The organism is Sphingomonas sp. 22R3R2A-7 (genome assembly GCF_036856055.1).
In the GTDB taxonomy this organism is placed as follows: Bacteria; Pseudomonadota; Alphaproteobacteria; order Sphingomonadales; family Sphingomonadaceae; genus Sphingomonas.
This window is the reverse complement of record NZ_JASPFR010000001.1, coordinates 3,646,706-3,663,832: the sequence shown is the minus strand read 5'-3', so window position 1 is coordinate 3,663,832 and position 17,127 is coordinate 3,646,706. Positions and strand designations below refer to the sequence as shown.

Annotated in this window: 21 protein-coding genes; 11 read left to right on the top strand and 10 right to left on the bottom strand. The window is 63.9% G+C overall.

The annotated features are described in order from the left end of the window. Positions 1–19: 19 nt before the first annotated feature. From QP165_RS17570 to QP165_RS17550, 5 genes are all read right to left on the bottom strand, one after another. Positions 20–931, bottom strand: a complete 912-nt coding sequence (locus QP165_RS17570; RefSeq protein ID WP_333996587.1) for a pirin family protein — start codon at positions 929–931, stop codon at positions 20–22. Between the two features lie 28 nt (positions 932–959). Then, the gene (locus QP165_RS17565) at positions 960–1,745 is read right to left on the bottom strand and encodes an SDR family oxidoreductase (protein WP_333996586.1); all 786 of its coding nucleotides are present in this window, start codon (positions 1,743–1,745) and stop codon (positions 960–962) included. A 115-nt stretch (positions 1,746–1,860) separates the two neighbouring features. Next, positions 1,861–2,298 (bottom strand): cupin domain-containing protein, encoded by a 438-nt coding sequence (locus QP165_RS17560; RefSeq protein WP_333996585.1) that lies wholly within the window; start codon positions 2,296–2,298, stop codon positions 1,861–1,863. Between the two features lie 462 nt (positions 2,299–2,760). Beyond that, on the bottom strand, positions 2,761–2,883 hold the full coding sequence (locus QP165_RS17555; protein ID WP_333996584.1) for a hypothetical protein: 123 nt from the start codon (positions 2,881–2,883) through the stop codon (positions 2,761–2,763). A gap of 16 nt (positions 2,884–2,899) precedes the next feature. After that, positions 2,900–3,739: an SDR family NAD(P)-dependent oxidoreductase gene (locus QP165_RS17550; protein ID WP_333996583.1), complete on the bottom strand. Its 840-nt coding sequence runs from the start codon at positions 3,737–3,739 to the stop codon at positions 2,900–2,902. 102 nt (positions 3,740–3,841) lie between these two features. Here QP165_RS17550 and QP165_RS17545 point away from each other — a divergent pair, with 102 nt between their 5' ends. The 4 genes from QP165_RS17545 (at position 3,842) to QP165_RS17530 (ending at position 6,785) form a co-directional block, all read left to right on the top strand. Continuing rightward, positions 3,842–4,756 carry an AraC family transcriptional regulator gene (locus QP165_RS17545; RefSeq protein WP_333996582.1) on the top strand — a complete coding sequence of 305 codons (915 nt, stop codon included), beginning with the start codon at positions 3,842–3,844 and terminating at the stop codon, positions 4,754–4,756. Between the two features lie 295 nt (positions 4,757–5,051). After that, complete coding sequence (locus QP165_RS17540) at positions 5,052–5,684, top strand: NADPH-dependent FMN reductase (RefSeq protein ID WP_333996581.1); 633 nt, start codon at positions 5,052–5,054, stop codon at positions 5,682–5,684. Positions 5,685–5,743: 59 nt separating this feature from the next. Further along, entirely contained in the window at positions 5,744–6,382 is a 639-nt protein-coding gene (locus QP165_RS17535) for an FMN-dependent NADH-azoreductase (protein ID WP_333996580.1), read from the top strand. Between the two features lie 175 nt (positions 6,383–6,557). Continuing rightward, the gene (locus tag QP165_RS17530; protein ID WP_333996579.1) at positions 6,558–6,785 is read left to right on the top strand and encodes a hexameric tyrosine-coordinated heme protein; all 228 of its coding nucleotides are present in this window, start codon (positions 6,558–6,560) and stop codon (positions 6,783–6,785) included. Between the two features lie 66 nt (positions 6,786–6,851). On the opposite strand, the gene QP165_RS17525 is transcribed toward QP165_RS17530, so the two are convergent. Further along, positions 6,852–7,625, bottom strand: a complete 774-nt coding sequence (locus QP165_RS17525; protein ID WP_333996578.1) for an SDR family NAD(P)-dependent oxidoreductase — start codon at positions 7,623–7,625, stop codon at positions 6,852–6,854. Positions 7,626–7,770: 145 nt separating this feature from the next. Here QP165_RS17525 and QP165_RS17520 point away from each other — a divergent pair, with 145 nt between their 5' ends. Beyond that, positions 7,771–8,700 carry a LysR family transcriptional regulator gene (locus QP165_RS17520; RefSeq protein ID WP_333996577.1) on the top strand — a complete coding sequence of 310 codons (930 nt, stop codon included), beginning with the start codon at positions 7,771–7,773 and terminating at the stop codon, positions 8,698–8,700. Positions 8,701–8,880: 180 nt separating this feature from the next. On the opposite strand, the gene QP165_RS17515 is transcribed toward QP165_RS17520, so the two are convergent. The 4 genes from QP165_RS17515 to QP165_RS17500 all read right to left on the bottom strand — a co-directional run bounded on the left by QP165_RS17515 (position 8,881) and on the right by QP165_RS17500 (position 11,827). Next, positions 8,881–9,333, bottom strand: coding sequence for a carboxymuconolactone decarboxylase family protein (locus QP165_RS17515; protein ID WP_333996576.1), 453 nt, complete (start codon positions 9,331–9,333; stop codon positions 8,881–8,883). 94 nt (positions 9,334–9,427) lie between these two features. Next, entirely contained in the window at positions 9,428–10,537 is a 1,110-nt protein-coding gene (locus QP165_RS17510; protein WP_333996575.1) for a carboxymuconolactone decarboxylase family protein, read from the bottom strand. 35 nt (positions 10,538–10,572) lie between these two features. Further along, positions 10,573–11,004 carry a hypothetical protein gene (locus QP165_RS17505; RefSeq protein WP_333996574.1) on the bottom strand — a complete coding sequence of 144 codons (432 nt, stop codon included), beginning with the start codon at positions 11,002–11,004 and terminating at the stop codon, positions 10,573–10,575. Positions 11,005–11,065: 61 nt separating this feature from the next. Continuing rightward, the gene (locus tag QP165_RS17500; protein WP_333996573.1) at positions 11,066–11,827 is read right to left on the bottom strand and encodes an SDR family oxidoreductase; all 762 of its coding nucleotides are present in this window, start codon (positions 11,825–11,827) and stop codon (positions 11,066–11,068) included. A gap of 290 nt (positions 11,828–12,117) precedes the next feature. On the opposite strand from QP165_RS17500, the gene QP165_RS17495 reads away from it, so the two are divergent. The 6 genes from QP165_RS17495 to QP165_RS17470 all read left to right on the top strand — a co-directional run bounded on the left by QP165_RS17495 (position 12,118) and on the right by QP165_RS17470 (position 17,022). Then, a complete protein-coding gene (locus tag QP165_RS17495) occupies positions 12,118–12,870 on the top strand; it encodes an NADPH-dependent FMN reductase (RefSeq protein ID WP_333996572.1) in 753 nt (250 codons plus the stop codon). Then, positions 12,867–13,205 carry a hypothetical protein gene (locus QP165_RS17490; RefSeq protein ID WP_333996571.1) on the top strand — a complete coding sequence of 113 codons (339 nt, stop codon included), beginning with the start codon at positions 12,867–12,869 and terminating at the stop codon, positions 13,203–13,205. The genes QP165_RS17495 and QP165_RS17490 overlap by 4 nt, the downstream gene beginning before the upstream one ends. Then, positions 13,202–14,173, top strand: coding sequence for an NAD(P)-dependent oxidoreductase (locus QP165_RS17485; RefSeq protein WP_333996570.1), 972 nt, complete (start codon positions 13,202–13,204; stop codon positions 14,171–14,173). Before QP165_RS17490 ends, QP165_RS17485 begins: the two co-directional genes overlap by 4 nt. A gap of 111 nt (positions 14,174–14,284) precedes the next feature. Further along, on the top strand, positions 14,285–15,100 hold the full coding sequence (locus QP165_RS17480) for an arylamine N-acetyltransferase family protein (protein ID WP_333996569.1): 816 nt from the start codon (positions 14,285–14,287) through the stop codon (positions 15,098–15,100). Positions 15,101–15,386: 286 nt separating this feature from the next. Beyond that, the gene (locus QP165_RS17475; protein ID WP_333996568.1) at positions 15,387–16,322 is read left to right on the top strand and encodes an SDR family oxidoreductase; all 936 of its coding nucleotides are present in this window, start codon (positions 15,387–15,389) and stop codon (positions 16,320–16,322) included. A 43-nt stretch (positions 16,323–16,365) separates the two neighbouring features. Beyond that, entirely contained in the window at positions 16,366–17,022 is a 657-nt protein-coding gene (locus QP165_RS17470) for a TetR/AcrR family transcriptional regulator (protein WP_333996567.1), read from the top strand. Positions 17,023–17,127 lie beyond the last annotated feature (105 nt).

Here is a 17,127-nt window from a genome sequence, read left to right as displayed (position 1 = left end):
CTCCTTGTGTGAGGCGTGTTCAGGCCCGGGGCGCCGTATCGGCAGGCAGCGGTATGAACTCGTGCTCGCCCGGCACTGAGCCGAAGCGCCGTTCGCGCCAGTCCGCCTTCGCCTGTTCAATGCGATCCAACGAAGACGACACGAAGTTCCAGTACACGTGGCGTGCTTCGGGGAACGGCTCACCACCGATGAGCATGAACCGGGCCCCGGCACGCGTCCTAAGGACGATCTCCTCGCCCGGTTTGAATATCACCAGTTCATGCGCTTCAAAGGAACCGGTTTGACCGACGACCTCGATCGCGCCCGTCAACACGTAGATCGCGCGCTCCACGTGGTCGGCACGAACACGGTAGCGGGCGTCGGCAGCGAGAGAGACATCCGCGTAGACCATGTCCGACAGCGTCGCGACGGGCGACGTCAGCCCGTCCGACGTACCAGCTATCAGCGACAGCGAAACGCCTTCGGCGTCGACCGAGGGAATCTCCCCGGCGGCATGGTGGAAGAACCCCGGTCTCGTCTCCTCGAGAGCCTTGGGCAGGGCCACCCAGGCCTGGATGCCGTAGAGAGAGCCTCCATCCCGCCGCACGGACGGGGGCGTACGTTCGGAATGGACGATGCCGGACCCCGCGGTCATCCAGTTTACCTCGCCCGGCCGGATCGCCTGCACCGCGCCCAGATTGTCACGGTGGATCACCCTGCCCGCCATCTGATAGGTCACGGTGGCCAGACCGATGTGAGGATGCGGCCGCACGTCGAAGCCGTCGCCCGCACGGAGAACCGCCGGCCCCAGAAGATCGAAGAATATGAAGGGTCCCACCATTCGCCGATGAGCGGAAGGTAGAGCTCGCCGGACGGTAAAGCCGTCCACATCGCGCACGGGTGGCAGGACAATGGCTTCTATGCCGTCGATGAGCGTGGATCGCATCGTCATCACGTAACTCGCCTTTCCGTTCAGTTAGTCAGTGCCGATGCCTGCTCCGTGGCGGGCTCACGGGTGGGTCGCCTTCGGCGAGCGAGCCATTGCGGGAGCTCGTGTGGCCCATCGTCGGGGAACCACCGGGAACGAGGGTCAACTCTTCGAGCTCCGCGCTGAAGTAGCGCGCATGGACGTCGGGTTCGACGCGCCGGTCATCTCCGATCGCTTGCAGATACCTTTCGACGATCTCGTTCAGCCTGAAACTTCCGGGCCCCGCGATCTCGACGACGGCATCTTGCGGCTGCTCCGTCGCGATGGTGGCGATGATGTCGGCGACGTCGTCCGCCGCGATCGGCTGCACGAAGGCCGGTGAGAGTCGCGCGACCCCATCGGAGGTCGCTGCATCGGCGATGCCCGGGAGGAACTCGAAGAACTGCGTAGAGTGAATGATCGTGTGCGGCACCGGCGAACTGGCGACGATCCGCTGCTGCGCCATCTTCGCGCGAAAGTAGGGATTGTCGGGCAGGCGCTCCGAACCCACGATCGAGAGGACGACGTGGTGCTTCACCCCGGCCTTCAGCTCCGCCGCTATCAGATTCCGGGCGGTCGTCTCGAAGAAGTGCATCACCGCCCCCTCTTCGTATGACGGAGAGTCCGCGAGATCCACGACGACGGCGGCCCCCTCCAGCACCTCCGCGAGTCCCAAGTTGTTCAGGGTATCGACGCCGGTCTTCGGCGAGGCGGCAACCGCATCATGGCCTCGCCGGCGGAGCCTTTCCACCGTCCGCGAGCCAATAAGACCAGTTCCGCCGATCACGACGATCTTCATGGCATTCCGTTTCCTTGTAGCTTTCGGCGTCTCCACGGCGCGGGCTCTCGGCCCTGGACCGCGAGCGTCGAACCACGGACGGATTCCTCATCCGCCCGCATCGTCGAAGCGTGAGCTACCTATAGGGGAGGACCAGGTCCTTCGCGGCGGTATCGACGACGAATACCGCCAGGAGACGTGCGGGCACGGTCTTGCTGGCGTTCGCGCTCACCCCGTGCCTATCGCCGGGATATTCCGAGAAGTTCTGGCCGGCGCGATAGACCTTGATCGGGCCGCCGTTGACCTGACTGCGGATCGCTCCCTCGAGGACGGTCGCGTATATGAATGCCGAACCGGGATGCGTATGGGCAGGCGACGATCCGCCCGGACCGTATTCGACGAGAACGCCCTTGATGCTCTTGCCCGGAACGTTCGGGAGCTCGTGCTGATAGACTACGGACACCTTGGAAGGGGCGGAGTGCCCCCGGTGCACAGATGACGTGCCGACTGCCGCGACCGCTGCCGAGGCAGCGATAAGGCCGAGGGACAATGCGCCGACTGCTCTGATATTCATGGGATTCTCCTTGCATGTGCATCCGACGCGCCTTGCGGCGAACGCCTGCGGACGAGCACGAGGTCAGAACCGTTCCTGCGACCGAAAGCGCGAAATCAGTTCATACCGGACGACTTTCGCTTTTCAGCTCGCCGCCCAGGTCCAAGTGCTCGATCGCCCGCTGGCGACGTCGGTGGGAGAACCCTAGGGGATCGTCCGAGACGGAGTAGAACCGAGAACCACGCAAGCGAGTGGACCAAATGCGGTTCTGGCAACGCACCCCTGATCAGAGGTGGCGCCCCTCCCCCAAGATCCCGCAGCTATCGGAGCGCTTGGCCTTCTCCGGTCGAGAGATGTTCCGAAGCGGAAAAGTCGGCATGCGGAAATCTTTAACGGCTCCCCTGCGTCCCAGCCTGCGCTCCGCTTCGGTCTTCGTACCCGCCGATAATTCGCGGATGGCAGGGACGGGTCGCAATTCCGCGGTCATTCTCCTTTGGGAATGTCGACGCCGGTCATGTCCACGCTCAACGCCCAGAGCCGTTCCGCAATTTCCGGATCGATCGCGCGCGCGAAAACGCCGAAACGCTCGCGCGCGTCCTCGGGCATGACGCGCGCGACGTCGCTATTCTCGCAATAGACGCCCCCGATGTCGCGCAGCAGCGGACTGGAAGCGCACCAGACCAGGGTGGATGCGCCCTGCTCCGTCGACTTCATGTCCCTGTCGGGGGCTACGATCGCTTCGCCGGAAGCGTGACGCGCCCCGAACGAGATCGATCTCCTCGTCGGTCAGATGACGAGCCAGCGGTCCCAACACCGACCCGGGATGGAGCGAGTAGGCTCGCACCCCGTGTTGGGCGCCCCGTTCGTCCAATGCGACCGCGAAGAGGACATTCGCGGTCTTCGACTGACCGTAGGCGACCCACTTGTCGTAGTCCCGACGGTCGAAGTTGACGTCGTCGAAGTCGATACCGGCGATCTGATGACCACGAGAGGACACCGAGACCACCCGGGCCCCCTTCGCCGCGACCAGCGCAGGCCATAGGCGAGAGGTCAGCCGGAAATGTCCCAGGTGGTTCGTGGATAACTGGGCTTCGTTGCCGCTGGCATCGCGCGCCAGCGGGGTAGCCATGATGCCTGCACTGTTGAGAAGGATGTCCAGACTGCGACCGGTAGAAAGGAAGTCCTCCGCGAACGCGTCGATCGACGCCGGATCCATCAGATCCATCGTCGCGGTCTCGACGCCCGGAATGGTTTCCTTGGCCTGGACCGCGCCAGCCTCGGATCGTGTCGGCACGATGACGTGAGCCCCCGCCCCCGCCAGAACGCGTGCCGCCTCGAGCCCCAGATTCGAATGGCCACCGGTCACGATGGCTACCTTGCCGGAGAGATTCACGCCGGCGATCACGTCCATCGCCGTGCTGTAGGCATCGAAACCAGATTTGAGAGGATGCTGCTGCGTCATGTTTTGGACCTGTTCGCTCGTTGACATGCAATACCGGTAGCAGGCGACCCGTGATACGATCTATGCTTGAAAAACCGAAATCGTATCGTGATAGTCCGGACCATGGTTGATCCGCTCAGTGACGTGCTTGAACTACTCGGTGCGCACAGCCTCGTATCCACCGGCTTCAAAGCCGGCGGACCCTGGGCTCTTCAGGTCCCGAGCTTCCGAGGCCTCAAGTTCAATGCGGTGCTGAAGGGCGAAGCCCGCCTGCTTATCGACGGCCAAGTCGAACCGATCGTACTTCGGAGCGGCGACTGCTTCATGCTCTCGAGGGGTACGCCGTTCGTCCTCGGGAGCGACCTGGAGTTGCCAGCCGAGCCGGCCGACGGGGTATTCGCCGCGGCGAGGCACGGAACGGCCGTGCTCGGGTCGGGCGAGGACTTCCACGTCGTCGGCGGCAAGATGGTGCTGGACGAGCTGTCCGAACCGCTGCTGACCGGTGAATTGCCGGACTGCGTCCTTCTTAGACGGGAAACGGAAGGCGCGCAGGCGGTGCACTGGCTGCTCGCCCGGTTCGTCAAGGAGATCGAGGGCGGCGGGGCGGGCAGCGGCGTGGTCGCCGGTACGCTGATGCACCTGATGTTCATCGAACTCGTCCGCGCGCATCTGTCGTCCCATCGCGAAGGCATACGACCCGGTTGGATGGACGCTCAGCGGGACGATCGGATCGGAAGGGCGCTTGGGCTGATCCATGCGCGACCTGTGCATCCGTGGACGCTGGCTGAGCTTGCGGACGCCTGCTCGATGTCACGCTCGAGTTTCGCAGAACGCTTCAAGCGCAAGGTCGGTCTTACCGCCCTAGACTACGTGGTTCGGTGGCGCATGCAGCTGGCCCGCCGAGATCTGGGTCTGCCCATGGGCAATCTGGCGCTCATAGCCGACCGCTACGGATATTCCTCGGTTAGCGCCTTCGGGCACGCATTCAAACGCGTCTTCGGTACGACGCCCGGTCAGCTCCGCTCGCCTCGGACCTGATCCGACCCGGTCGAATCCGCGAGACCTTCCGCCACCACTTCCGAAGACCGGCGAAACGCCGCTGCGAGGACTCGGGGGCGGCTGCGATGTCCGTTGGTACATTCATCGAGCCACGTCTCGGGCCTTCCGGTCGGACCGACCCGCCGCGTAACCCGATGACCTGACCCGAGAGGTACCGCCGGAAAGGAAAGAGAAACCCGTCAAGGTGGCGGCGGCTCGCCGCCACTCCCCGCGCTCGATCTCAGCCCTAAACGGCCGCCGATCCGCACCCCAAGAACGAGGCCGGCATTCGAACATGCACGATGACGACACTTCGCCCATTCGCCTCAACGGATACGGCTCGCTCGATTCGGCCGCCATCATCGCCCTATCCGGCAGTTCCCGCGCCGGCTCGCGCAACGCGAAGCTCCTCAACATCGCGGTCGAGGAGGCGATCCGCCTCGGGTCCGACGTCACGCTGGTAGATCTGCGCGACCTGGATCTCCCGATCTACGATCACGATCTGGAAGAGGACGAACTACCTCAGGCCGTCCTGATCCTGCGACAGCTTCTCGCCGCGCACGACGGCCTCATGATTGCGACGCCGGAGTACAACGGTTCCGTTCCCGCGCTGCTCAAGAACGCGCTGGACTGGAGCTCGCGCCCATCCTTCGGCTTGGATGGGCTGGCCCCCTACAAGGGCAAAGCCGCCGTGCTGATGACGGTATGCGACGCTGCCACGGGGGGCGTCAGTGTTCTGAACCACCTGCGGACCATCCTGTGCCGGCTCGGTGTCCTCGTGATGCCGGAGGAGCTTCGCATTCCAGGTCGAGCTGCGCCCTTCGGCGACGGAACCGACGACGCTGAAACCAGTCTCGGCGTTGCGAGCCTGATGGGGCAGTTCCACGCCCTGCTGCGACAGACGGGACCGCACAACGAGATGCGCTGAGCGCTGCCGATCGCAGACGGGTCTCTGCGAAACCTTCCCCAACGTAAACGAGGTAGACCATGCCCAATCTCCTAGTCGTCGATTCCAGTCCCCGGTTCGAACAGTCCGTGTCACGAGCGCTCACCGCGTCGTTCGTCGACAAGTGGAAGGCAACTCACCCCGACGGAACGGTGACGCATCGCGATCTTCCCAGAAGCAACATCCCGTTCGTCGATACCGCGTGGATCGGCGGCGCGTTCACGCCCTACGAAGACCACTCCACAGAGCACAGCGCGGCCATCCGCATCTCCGATGACTTAATCGCCGAACTCAAGAATGCCGATCACATCTTGATCGGTACGCCGATGCACAACTTCTCCATCTCGGCTCTTCTGAAGGCCTATCTCGACCAGATCGTCCGATCCGGCGTTACGGTGTCCCAGTCCTACGAAGGCATGCTGAAGAACAAGTCGGCTACGGCGATCATCGCGACCGGCGGCGACTTCGGCCCCGATGCGCCATATGCGTCGGCGAATACGGCCAGCAGCTATCTGCGTCAGGTCCTGGGGTTCGTCGGCATCACCGACCTTACGATCGTACTTGCGGGGAAGACGTTGGCAATCGACGCCGGGAAAACTTCGCTTGCGGAGTACGTCAGCGAACATGATGCTGAGCTATCTAACGCCGCCACCGGCCGTTCCACCCTGTTGGCGGCCTAGAGGCCCATTTGCCGGTCGCGAAAGCCTTCTCGCGACCGGCCGGCCTGCACGGGTTGCCCGCGATGTCACCTGGTGCATCGAAAGCGGCAGATCTTGGGCCTACCGCTGCGGAGCGCCGTCGGCGACAGCTCCGAAATGGACGCCGCCTTCCGGGCGTCCCACACGGAGAAGCCGCATGACCGGATACCTGCCGACACTGAAGACGGCATCCCCCGAAGAAGGGTTCGAGCTGGCGCTCAAGCTCTCCCGCCTAGCTGTGAAGTTCACTCAGCCCGATGAGGCCGTCCGGACGAAACTTCGTGCAATCTATGAAGCGGATGCTCAGGCGCTGATCGCCACCTCCCACGTGGTTTCCACGAACTTCCAGACCATAGCCGCCGCCAACGGATACTGGCTGTCCTGACCGTTTTCGATCAGGCTCCGACGTCGGATGCGACTCCCCGCCGACTGGCGAGCCGGCGGGGGAGTTTCAGAGGATCGTTGGGGTGATACCACCATCTACCCGCAATGCGGCTCCATTCGTGGCGGATGAAAGAGGGCTCGCTACGTAGGCCACCAGCGACGCGATCTCCTCCGGCTCTATCATGCGCTGGATCAGGGAGGTCGGCCGATCCTTCGCAAAGAAGGCACGTTCCAGTTCCTCCGAAGGTGCGTCCGGGTCCGCGGCGACGCTCTTCAGGAAATCGACTATCCCGTCCGAACGCGTCGTGCCCGGCAACACGGTGTTCACCGTGACGTTCGTACCCTTAGTGAGACCTGCTAGCCCTCGCGAGATCGCCAGCTGCGCCGTCTTCGTCATGCCGTAGTGGATCATGTCCGTCGGCACCATCACGGCAGACTCGCTCGCGACAAAGATCACCCGTCCCCAGTCGCGTTCGAGCATACCCGAGAAATAGGCTCGTGCGAGCCTTGCGCCTGAAAGCACGTTGATCTCGAAGAAGCGGCGCCAGTCGTCGTCGGTGATGTCGTCGAACGGCTTGGCCTCGTAGATGCCCAGATTATTCACCAGGATGTCGACCGCGGGAACCGCTTCGACCAGCGTCGCCGCGCCTTCCGCCGTGGAAGGATCGGCAAGTACGCTCCGCGCCCCTATTTCAGAGGCCACGGTTGCCAGCTTCGTCTCTGTCCGGCCGCAGATGACGACGTCGGCGCCCTCTGCGGCAAGCCGCCGGGCGATTTCCAGTCCTATGCCCGCGGTTGAGCCGGTGACCAGGGCGACCTTGCCGTTCAGTTGCAGATCCATGAGACTTCCTTCTCGTTATTCCCGATCGAAAGGCACCCTCCGGGCGCCGCCGATGTGAACGATGATATGGCTCCGTAGGGCTCCGTCGATAATGCATCACCGCTCCATATGAACTATGAACGAATTTCACAGACGGAGCCGCGAAATGGACAACAGGGTTGGCGAGATGCACGTCTTCGTGTCGGTCGTAGCCGCCGGAAGCTTCTCCGCGGCCGCACGCAGACTGACGACGACCCCATCGACGGTGTCGAAGCTGATCGCACGGCTCGAGAGCCGGCTCGGGGTGCGTCTGGTCGAACGATCGACACGCAGTCTGGCGCTTACCGCGGAAGGTCACCTCTACCACGAGCGATCGCAACGTCTGCTGGCGGATCTCGACGAGCTGGAGCTAGAGGTCGCCGCTGGCAGTGCCGGAGCGAGCGGCACCGTGCGCGTCAATGCGTCCGTGGGCTTTGGCGCGATTGCCGTCGAGCCTCTCCTACCGGCCTTCTGGCGGGCACACCCGAACATCGTCGTCGATCTCTCCCTGTCGGACGAAATGGCGGATCTGTACGTCGAAGGGACCGACATAGCGTTCCGCGTCGGAGGCCTAGTCGACTCCTCCCTGATCGCACGGAAGATAGGAACGGCTCGCCGCGTCATCGTGGCCTCCCCTTCCTACCTGGAAGCAATGGGCGTGCCCCAAGACGTCGACGACCTCGATCGACATAACTGCCTGGGCTTCAACTTCCGCCGGGCGCAGCCGGTGTGGCCGATGCGCACGGGTGGGCGGATCATCGATCGCATGGTGGCAGGCACCCTGCTTGCGAATAATGGGGAAACGGTTCGCCGTCTCGCGGTAGCGGGCGCCGGACTGGCGAGACTGGGCGACTACCACGCTCGCGCCGACATCGCCGCCGGAAGGCTTGTCGAAGTCCTTGCGGCGGCCGGTGTCGGCGACGAGGAGCAGGTCGCTGCACTCTATCTTGGTCCGCAGCGACTTCCCGCGCGGGTCACGGTCTTTCTCGACTTCTTCGTGCCGCGGCTGCGCGCCTTCATGGCTTCGGCATCGAACGCGTCCGCCGCCGGTGGATGACGCCGCGAGAAACCAGCCTCGAACCATAGCGCCTAGGCTGCCCGCAAGCCGTGCCAGTTCGTCTGTTATCGGTACGGCTCGCTCACGAAAGATCGCGCGCGAGCCGTCCATCTTACCCAACCGGCGACATATGGGCCGGCAAGTAGTCTTCTCCGGAGGTCGTCCCTAGGAGATCGCGGATCACGCGCCCGCTGCGGCGACCGGCAGGCGAAAGGCAACGCCCAGCCGATTGTAGGCGGACATGAGACCGATCGCGATCGTAAGGTCCACGAGGTCCTTCTCCGACAGAGCCGAAGAAGCAGTCTCGTAGTCGGCATCCGGCACCTGCGTATCCGCAACGCGGGCCACGGACTCGGTCCACGCGAGCGCGGCACGCTCCTTGGCGTCGAAGAGGGCACCCGCCTCCCTCCATGCAGGAACGAGGACGAGCTTCTCGACGTCCATCCCCTCCTTGAGAAGGTCCCGGGAATGCATGTCGATGCAATGCGCACACCCGTTGATCTGCGAAGTCCTGAGGAAGACCAGGTCGATAAGGGGCTTTGGAAGATCCGTCTGCGAGTGAAGGTACGAGTGCACGCCGAAGAGCGCACGCATGCCGGCAGGTGCGACGGTCCGACTGTCGATGCGGTTCATGAATATCCTTTCGGGGGAAAACGGTCGGTCCCCCCGATCACGGGAAGATCGAGAGGACCGGTTGGGAAGAGGGCTTTCGCTCCACGCGATATGGCTAGATCAAGCCCTCGGCCTTCAATGCTACCTGGACGGCCGGTCGCGCCTTAAGGCGAGCGAAGACGCCCTGCAGCGCGGTCGGGATGACGACGCCGAAGCGCTCAGCCCAAAGCATCGTCACTAGCAGATAGAAATCGGCCACCGTCGGCTGATCGCTCAGCAGGTAGTCACCCTTCACCCGGTCGGCGAGGTACTGCATCCGCTTCGTGATGTAGGCACTCGCAGCGCTCTTCTCCGCGTCGCTGCCGCCGCGCCAGAACGGTTTGAAGCTCTTGTGCACCTCGGTTGAGATGTAGGCCAACGCCTCGATGAGCCTCGTCCGACCCATTTCGCCGTCGAGGCCCAGCTTCGGGTACCGCGAGGCGATGAAGTCCAGCACCGCGATGTTCTCGCTGAGCAGCTCGCCGTCATCCAAGACTAGCGCTGGCACGTACCCCTTGGTGGTAATCGCCTCGAAGTCACCACCGGAGGCAGTGATCTTCGTGCTGAGATCGACCGTCTCCGTCTCGAACGGCGATCCCGCCTCGTGGAGAGCAACGTGGCCTGCCAGGCTGCAGGCGCCGGGGCTGTAATAGAGTTTCATCGACTGTTTCCTCGTCCATTCGAATGAGGAACGCCGGCGTCGCCGGCGCTCCTCCGAGCTCAGGCTGCGGCCGCTACCGGCTTTAAGGCCGGGTGCACGGCACGAAGACCGATCTGGAGCCGGTTCCAGAAGTTGATCGCGCCGATCAGCACCGTGAGCGATGCGATGTCCTTCTCGTCGAACTGACTCTGAAGGAGAGCATAGTCCTCGTCGGACGCATGGGTCTCGCCGACGTTGGTGAGGGACTCGGTCCAGTTCAGCGCGGCGCGCTCGCGGTCGGTGAACGACGGCGATTCTGCGCCAGGCCCCGAGCAGATGGATACGCATGTCCGACTCGCCGTGCTTGACGGCGTCCGTCACGTGCATGTGGATGCAGAACGCGCAGCCATTCATCTGCGAAGCCCGGATCTTCACCAGTTCAATCAGGCTGTGCTCGAGCGCGGAACCGTCGATGGTCGCCTCGACGGCCATCATGCCCTTCATGGCTTCGGGTGCTGCGGCGAAGATGTTCATGCGTTGCTTCATGTTCGTTTTCCTTGAAGTTGATCGTGGTAAGGCGGTCAGGCCGGATTCCGGCCGTCACGTGCGTCCGAAACCGCCCAGAGGGTGAGGAGCGTGGCGAGGATCGCCGGAAGCGTGACCGCCGGGAAATCCCGTGCGATCGCGGATGGCCCGCAGATGCCGACGGCGACCTCCCAGAAGTGGAAGAGCGCATGACCCCATAGCCAGACCGTAGGTGCGCCCCACAGGAGGATCCGGTGGGGCGGACGGGCAGCACCAGCCAGGAACGACGCACCGAGGAGGAGGAAGATCAGCCCGATGTCGCGGATGAAGTGCTGGTTGAACGGCCCGGTGGTCGTCACGCCGGGAACCGCGAAGTACCAGCCGGTGGGCGAGTAAAGCATGTACGCGCCGTTCGCGACGGCTCCGACGCCGAGCGTGATCGCCACGCCCAAGGCGAGCTTTTTCATATTCGATACCTTCATGATCATGCCGGCGAGACCCGCCCAGGGAGCGATCCGAACCCATCAGGATCCGGATCGCGCGGCTTGCTTACCGCTTGGGTGGGGGAGCTACGTTCTCGATCCACCAGTCGAACTTGGTCGCACCCAGCTTGGCGTCGGGCCCTGGGATCAGCGAGCCCTCTTCGAGCTTCACTCCGAAGTACGGCGCGTCGGGATCGGTCACGACCTTGCGGGGATCCTTGTCGAACTCGAGCACTCGGGCGATCAGCTCGTCCATGTGGAACTTCTCGGGGCCGCCGACTTCGACCGTGCCGTTCGCCGCCGGCGCCAGCGCCGCCTCAACGACCGCGTCCGCAACGTCCTCGGCCGCCATCGGCTGGATGTAGGCATGGGACAGCTTCACCGTGTTCCCATCAGCGGCCGACTGCGCGATCCCGCGGAGAAATTCCATGAACTGGGTCGCATGCAGCAGCGTGTAGGGAATGGGACCGCTCTTGATCAGCGCTTCCTGCGCGAGCTTGGCGCGGAAGTAGCCGCTGCCCTGAAGATGCTCCGTACCTACGACCGAGAGGGCGACGTGCAGCTTGACGCCGGCCGCCGCTTCGGCGGCGATGAGGTTCTTCCCAGCCGTCTGGAAGAAATCCATCACGGCCTGGTCCTCGAACGATGGCGAGTTCGCCATGTCCACCACGACCTGCGCACCCTCCAGCGCCTCGGCCAGACCCTCGCCGGTGATGGTGTTGACGCCCGTGTTCGGGGCGGCGGCCAAGGCCTCATGGCCCAGTGCGGTCAGCTTGGTCACGACCTTGGACCCGATCAGTCCCGTTCCTCCGATGACGACGATCTTCATGACTTCTGCCTTTCGATGAATTTCCGAAAGCGCCGACCGCGCTTCACCCATCGATCACTACGAGCCGCCGAAACGCGGCACGAGAACCGAGAGCTGCGTACTTCACTGTACCAAGGCACTGGTGGTCGGGGTCTGACTGCCGTCGTCGTTCCAGCTTTTCTCAAACGGCTTTTATGAGGCGCGCGGCTACCGCCTGCTGCGACGCCAAAACCGCCTCGTCCCGCTTGGTATAGTGCGAGCGCCGCTTCTCGGACCTTACGGGTCGAGAGGCCGCCTCTAAAAAAGGAGACATGCACAACGAGGCGATCATTATGAAGACCACCGTACGTGACTGCGAAAGCGCTGCGCCGCGTACCGGCGTGCGTGGTCGAGGATTCCCCGGGCCGGGCTTTGTTCTGACCGAAGCAGACGGCGGCCGGCAAGACGATGCGGCTGCGGAGCTGAAGCGTTCGTTCGATCCCGGCGCCGCCATCCTGGCATTCGCCGGGAGTTCGAGACGGGGATCGTTCAACGGGCGTCTTATTGGGTCGGCGGTGCTCGCCGGCCGGACGCTGGGCGCGCGGATGTCGATCCTCGATCTTCGGGATCTGGCCCTTCCGATCTACGACCCCGGCGTGCGCCCGGACGACGCTCCCGAAGGCGCCATGACCCTGCGACGGATCATTGCCGGGCACGACGGCTTTCTCATCGCCTCTCCTGAATACAACGGATCGCTTCCACCGATCCTGAAGAACGCCCTCGACTGGTGTTCCCGCGCCGCACCGGGCGAGCAGTCGGCAGCTCCGTTCCGCGGCAAGGTCGCGGCGATCATGTCCGCGTCTCCGGTGTTGGAAGGCGGAGCCTGCTGCCTCGACCATCTTCGCCTGGTGCTGTCCCGAATGGGCGTGCTCGTGCTTCCCGACGAGCTGTGTCTTTCGAACGCCGCAGAGGCGTTCGCTGGTGACACGCTCGCGGATCCGGACGTTCGCCACGTTCTGAACAAATCCGTCGCCACGCTGCTCGGCACATTGCGCATGTGTCGGTCCGGGGCCTGTGCGGAATGAACGCGGGGGACCGCATCGCGCACCTGTCTGCAAGCCCGGGACGATCGCTCGACTTCTATGCCAAATGGGCCACCGTCATGCTCACGCTGACCGGCTTCTCCTTGGAACAGGCGTACCAGCTGGTCGCGGTGCTGAAGATGCTGTTGTCATCGATCGGAGGCTTCCCGGTTCGTTGGAGAAGTTGGCGGGCGGCGCGGCGCACCTCGGATGCCGTTTCCAGCCCAACCGTCACTTCCGCAAGGCGCGGTGCGCGCGAGCCGCTCGGGAGACACGATCGTCACCGCCGAGCAGGCGGCCAGTGCATTCCCTTTTCTAGAGAAGTATCGATTCCATGACATCCATCTTCAAGGTCGTGATCGCCAGCCCAGCTTTGGACAAGCTCGTCCAGCCGCTCTCGCGTGACTACACCGTCATCCGTGGATGGCTCGCACAGGACCCGGCGATCTACCTGGACGCCGGAGTGGTCGTAGCGGCCGGCGACGCGCCGCTGGACACTCAACTCCTGGCGATGATGCCCGCGCTCCGCCTCGTGGTCTGCGCTACGCGGGGGTACGATGGGATCGACGTCGACCGGCTGGCGGCGGCCGGCATCGCCTTCTCGCATGTCGAAAACGTGAACGAGCAGGATGTCGCCGATCATGCCCTCGGCACGATGATCATGCACCGCCGCGCTCTTCTGGAAGGCGATCGCCTCGTTCGAGGCGGGCGTTGGGAGCGGGCCGCCGAACTTCCCAACCGGTCATTTTCCAACGCTCGGGTCGGCATCGTGGGCCTGGGACGGATCGGCCGTGCTGTGGCCAACCGCGCCTCCGCGATGCGCATGTCAGTGTCCTGGTGGGGCCCGAGGGAGAAACCGGCGAGGTGGCCGCGCGCCGGAAGCCTCATCGAACTGGCGCGCGAGAGCGATTACCTGGTAGTGGCGGCCCGACTTCATCACAACGTCGGCCTCGTATCACGCGAGGTCCTCGATGCGCTGGGCCCCACGGGATATCTCGTGAACGTCTCGAGAGGTCGCCTCGTGAACGAGGACGCCCTGATCGAAGCCCTGAGGGACGGAAGACTGGGCGGCGCTGCGCTGGACGTGTTCGAGCAGGAACCGACCCCCGCGGCCCGATGGGATGGGGTTCCCAACACGTTCCTCACACCGCACTCGTCCGGCAAGACGGCGGAGGCGTTCCACGAGATGAGCAAACAAGTCGGCACCGCGCTAGCCCGGTTCTTCGGCACCATCTCCCCCGAAAGCGAGTCGCTAAATGAGGACGTCGCCGGTCCGCGAAGGGCGGGTGCCCGGGGTGCCCGCTAGCCTCCCATCCCTAGCTGCAGGCCACGGCGAATCCGTCACGACCGGCGGATGCCAGGCCGACGCCTGCCTCTTAGCCAGCAATTTGCCCACCAGAATGGAAGTTCTCCGAACGTGTTCAATCTCACCGGCTATCTTCAGCGCATCAACCTGTCCGACGTGTCGGTAGCGGACGTCGAGACGCTGTCCCGCCTCCAATTCGCACACCGGCTCGCGATCCCGTTCGAGAACATTGACGTCAAGCTAGGGAGGCCAGTCGAAATCGACAGCGACGCGGTGTACGAGAAGCTGGTCGGACGTGCCCGTGGAGGATACTGCTTCGAACAGAACCAGCTCTTCCTCGATGCTTTGACGTCTATCGGCTTCACGGCTCGGACGCTGCTTGCTCGGGTCTGGCTGGGGTCTGAGAGTACTCCTCCGAAGACCCACAGCCTTATCCTCGTGACGGTCGAGGACGAGCAGTGGATCGCCGACGCCGGCTTCGGCGGGAGCTTCGTGCCCCCCATGAGGCTCGTTGACGGAGAACGGGTGGAGGCTCCCGACGGCGCTCGATACCTCCTGCAGCAGCCCGAACCGTCGAACTGGGTGCTCAGCCGGATACCTGCGAACTCCGACGGCGCGGCGGGTGCTGAGGGAGATCTCCAGGCGCAGTACAGCTTCGATCTGAGCGAAGTCTTCCAGGCCGATCTGGTGCTTGCGAACCACTGGACGTCCACGGCGCCCGAGAGCCTCTTCCGCAACCAGCAGTTCGTGAACGCAGTGCTGCCTCAGGGATTCGTATCGCTCGTTGACCGCAAACTGCAGGAAACCGTGGGATCGGAGCGCAGGACGACCGTCATAGACACCCGCCAAGCCTACCTGACCGTGCTCGCAGATAGGTTCGGCATCTCAGTCTCGGCGGACGAAGTCGAAGCGTTGGGGCTGTTCTGAAGTACGCCTCCGAGCCGCTTCCGGTGATTCAACGGAGTCGACGAGGACATCCGAATGTCTGGGCTGGCAATGAGGCGAGCCGCGAATTCATGATCGACGAGCTCGGCGTCCACGTAGGCGCGAGCGTGCTTCCGCTTTCGGACACGCCGATGTGCTGGCGCGCCGGCTATGAAGACCCGCCCACTGCTCCGGTACGTCGCTGCCAAGCCTCTACCATCTAAAAGAAGACTATCTAGAAGACCGATGGTCTCCTATTGATGTTCCTCATCTTCCAGGAAATCGGCACATGGCGTTCGAGTTGAAAGACGTTCGTAATCTCGCGGGCCGGAGGGCGGTAGTCACCGGCGCCGCCGGGGGCTTGGGATACGAGGTCGCGAAGACCCTGGCTGCAGCAGGCGCTTCGGTCGTTCTGGCTGGGCGGGATGCGGAACGGGGGGCGATCGCCCGCGCCAAGATCGCGACGACCGCAGTCGCCGAGGTCACGTTCGAGAAGTTGGATCTGGCGGATCTGACCTCCATCGACGCCTTCATCGCGCGCGTATCGACCAAGGGGCTGCCCATAGACATCCTCGTCAACAACGCCGGGCTGATGGCGCCGCCCGAGCGCCGTCTCACCAAGGACGGGTTCGAAGTTCAGTTCGGCACGAACCATCTCGGCCACTTCGCGCTCACGGGGGGACTGCTTCCGCTTCTGGCCGCAGCCGCCGATGCTCGCGTCGTATCCGTCGCGTCAGGTATCGCGGCGTTCGGAACCATCGATTTCGAAAACCTGCAGTCGGAACGCGCCTATGTCCCGAACACGGCGTACATGCAGTCCAAGCTGGCCAATCTCCTCTTTGCCCGCGGGCTGCAGCAACGCAGCGACCAGCAAGGCTGGGGCTTGACCGCAGCGTCGGCGCATCCAGGCCATGCGAGGACGAATCTCATCGAGAACGGTGCCGGGAAACCGACGGGCGGGAAGGCCCTCCTCATACATGCCCTGCAGGCGATAGCGTCGCACGATGCGGCGTCCGGGGCCTTGCCGATCGTTCAAGCCGCGGCGGCGTCGGACGTCGGGAAGCTGGACTATTTCGGGCCCACCAGAATGTTCCAGCAGAAGGGTCCACCGGGGCGGTTGAGGCTTCCGGCGAAAGCTACGGACGATCTGACGTCCGATCGGCTATGGTCGGTATCGGAAGAGCTCACTGGCGTCCGTTACCCGCGGCATGGCCTGAGACCCTGACAAAGCGCTTGCGCATCCAGGCCAGGTCGCGTGAAAGCGCCCCATGGCCGAGTTCATACGCGCAAGGCAGGCAGCTCAGAAGGACGTTCGCCGGCTGAGCATCCTCACCGCCGCCGCCGAGCTGTTCGACGAGATAGGGCCTTCAGGCGCCGGGCTCAACGCCATCGCCGCGCGTGCCGGGTTCACGAAGTCCAACGTCTATCGATACTTCGAGAACAGGGAAGATGTGCTGCTCGCGCTGTTCCTAGTCGAACTCGAACGCTTCTGCACCGATGCGAGCGCCCTGACTCGAGGCTGCCGTCCCGGCGATCTCGGCGGACTGGCGGCGTCGTGGGCAGACGCTCTCATCGCTTCGCCTCGGTTCTGCGAACTGGTCGCCATCTTCGGACTGGTCCTCGAGCGCAACGTATCAGTTTCAAGGATCGAAGACGTGAAGGTTGCGATGGCCGATCATTCCTCGCGCCTCGTCGGCGCGTTGAGTGAGCGAATGCCGGGCTCGTCACTCGAGGACTGCGGCTGGGTCTTCTCCATGACCATGTCGCTGCTTGCGGGAATGTGGCCAGGAGTTCGCCCATCGCCAGCACTCGCGGAGGTGCTGGCGAAGCCGCGTTTCGCTCATATGGTCCTGCAGATCGACCGCGAACTACGACGAGCCATCGACGCCCTGCTATCCAGCATCGTCGTTCCTCGTAGAGGGTAGGATCTCAAGCCGTTCGGTCTCCAGCGTTCATCAAGCGGTCGCGCTCGCGTCCCGAGGACGGTCCGACGGCAGCTAACATACGAGCCTACGAAATGCTCCGCGTAG

Excerpts from the sequence above, each read along its gene's own strand:
- QP165_RS17540 (WP_333996581.1), top strand. The coding sequence starts at position 5,052 with ATGCACGATGACGACACTTCGCCCATTCGCCTCAACGGATACGGCTCG.
- QP165_RS17555 (WP_333996584.1), bottom strand. The coding sequence starts at position 2,883 with ATGCCCGAGGACGCGCGCGAGCGTTTCGGCGTTTTCGCGCGCGCGATC.
- QP165_RS17525 (WP_333996578.1), bottom strand. The coding sequence starts at position 7,625 with ATGGATCTGCAACTGAACGGCAAGGTCGCCCTGGTCACCGGCTCAACC.
- QP165_RS17545 (WP_333996582.1), top strand. The coding sequence starts at position 3,842 with ATGGTTGATCCGCTCAGTGACGTGCTTGAACTACTCGGTGCGCACAGC.
- QP165_RS17490 (WP_333996571.1), top strand. The coding sequence starts at position 12,867 with ATGAACGCGGGGGACCGCATCGCGCACCTGTCTGCAAGCCCGGGACGA.
- QP165_RS17495 (WP_333996572.1), top strand. The coding sequence starts at position 12,118 with ATGCACAACGAGGCGATCATTATGAAGACCACCGTACGTGACTGCGAA.
- QP165_RS17470 (WP_333996567.1), top strand. The coding sequence starts at position 16,366 with ATGGCCGAGTTCATACGCGCAAGGCAGGCAGCTCAGAAGGACGTTCGC.
- QP165_RS17515 (WP_333996576.1), bottom strand. The coding sequence starts at position 9,333 with ATGAACCGCATCGACAGTCGGACCGTCGCACCTGCCGGCATGCGTGCG.
- QP165_RS17475 (WP_333996568.1), top strand. The coding sequence starts at position 15,387 with ATGGCGTTCGAGTTGAAAGACGTTCGTAATCTCGCGGGCCGGAGGGCG.
- QP165_RS17500 (WP_333996573.1), bottom strand. The coding sequence starts at position 11,827 with ATGAAGATCGTCGTCATCGGAGGAACGGGACTGATCGGGTCCAAGGTC.
- QP165_RS17510 (WP_333996575.1), bottom strand. The coding sequence starts at position 10,537 with ATGAAGCAACGCATGAACATCTTCGCCGCAGCACCCGAAGCCATGAAG.
- QP165_RS17550 (WP_333996583.1), bottom strand. The coding sequence starts at position 3,739 with ATGACGCAGCAGCATCCTCTCAAATCTGGTTTCGATGCCTACAGCACG.
- QP165_RS17485 (WP_333996570.1), top strand. The coding sequence starts at position 13,202 with ATGACATCCATCTTCAAGGTCGTGATCGCCAGCCCAGCTTTGGACAAG.
- QP165_RS17560 (WP_333996585.1), bottom strand. The coding sequence starts at position 2,298 with ATGAATATCAGAGCAGTCGGCGCATTGTCCCTCGGCCTTATCGCTGCC.
- QP165_RS17505 (WP_333996574.1), bottom strand. The coding sequence starts at position 11,004 with ATGATCATGAAGGTATCGAATATGAAAAAGCTCGCCTTGGGCGTGGCG.
- QP165_RS17535 (WP_333996580.1), top strand. The coding sequence starts at position 5,744 with ATGCCCAATCTCCTAGTCGTCGATTCCAGTCCCCGGTTCGAACAGTCC.
- QP165_RS17570 (WP_333996587.1), bottom strand. The coding sequence starts at position 931 with ATGACGATGCGATCCACGCTCATCGACGGCATAGAAGCCATTGTCCTG.
- QP165_RS17520 (WP_333996577.1), top strand. The coding sequence starts at position 7,771 with ATGGACAACAGGGTTGGCGAGATGCACGTCTTCGTGTCGGTCGTAGCC.
- QP165_RS17530 (WP_333996579.1), top strand. The coding sequence starts at position 6,558 with ATGACCGGATACCTGCCGACACTGAAGACGGCATCCCCCGAAGAAGGG.
- QP165_RS17565 (WP_333996586.1), bottom strand. The coding sequence starts at position 1,745 with ATGAAGATCGTCGTGATCGGCGGAACTGGTCTTATTGGCTCGCGGACG.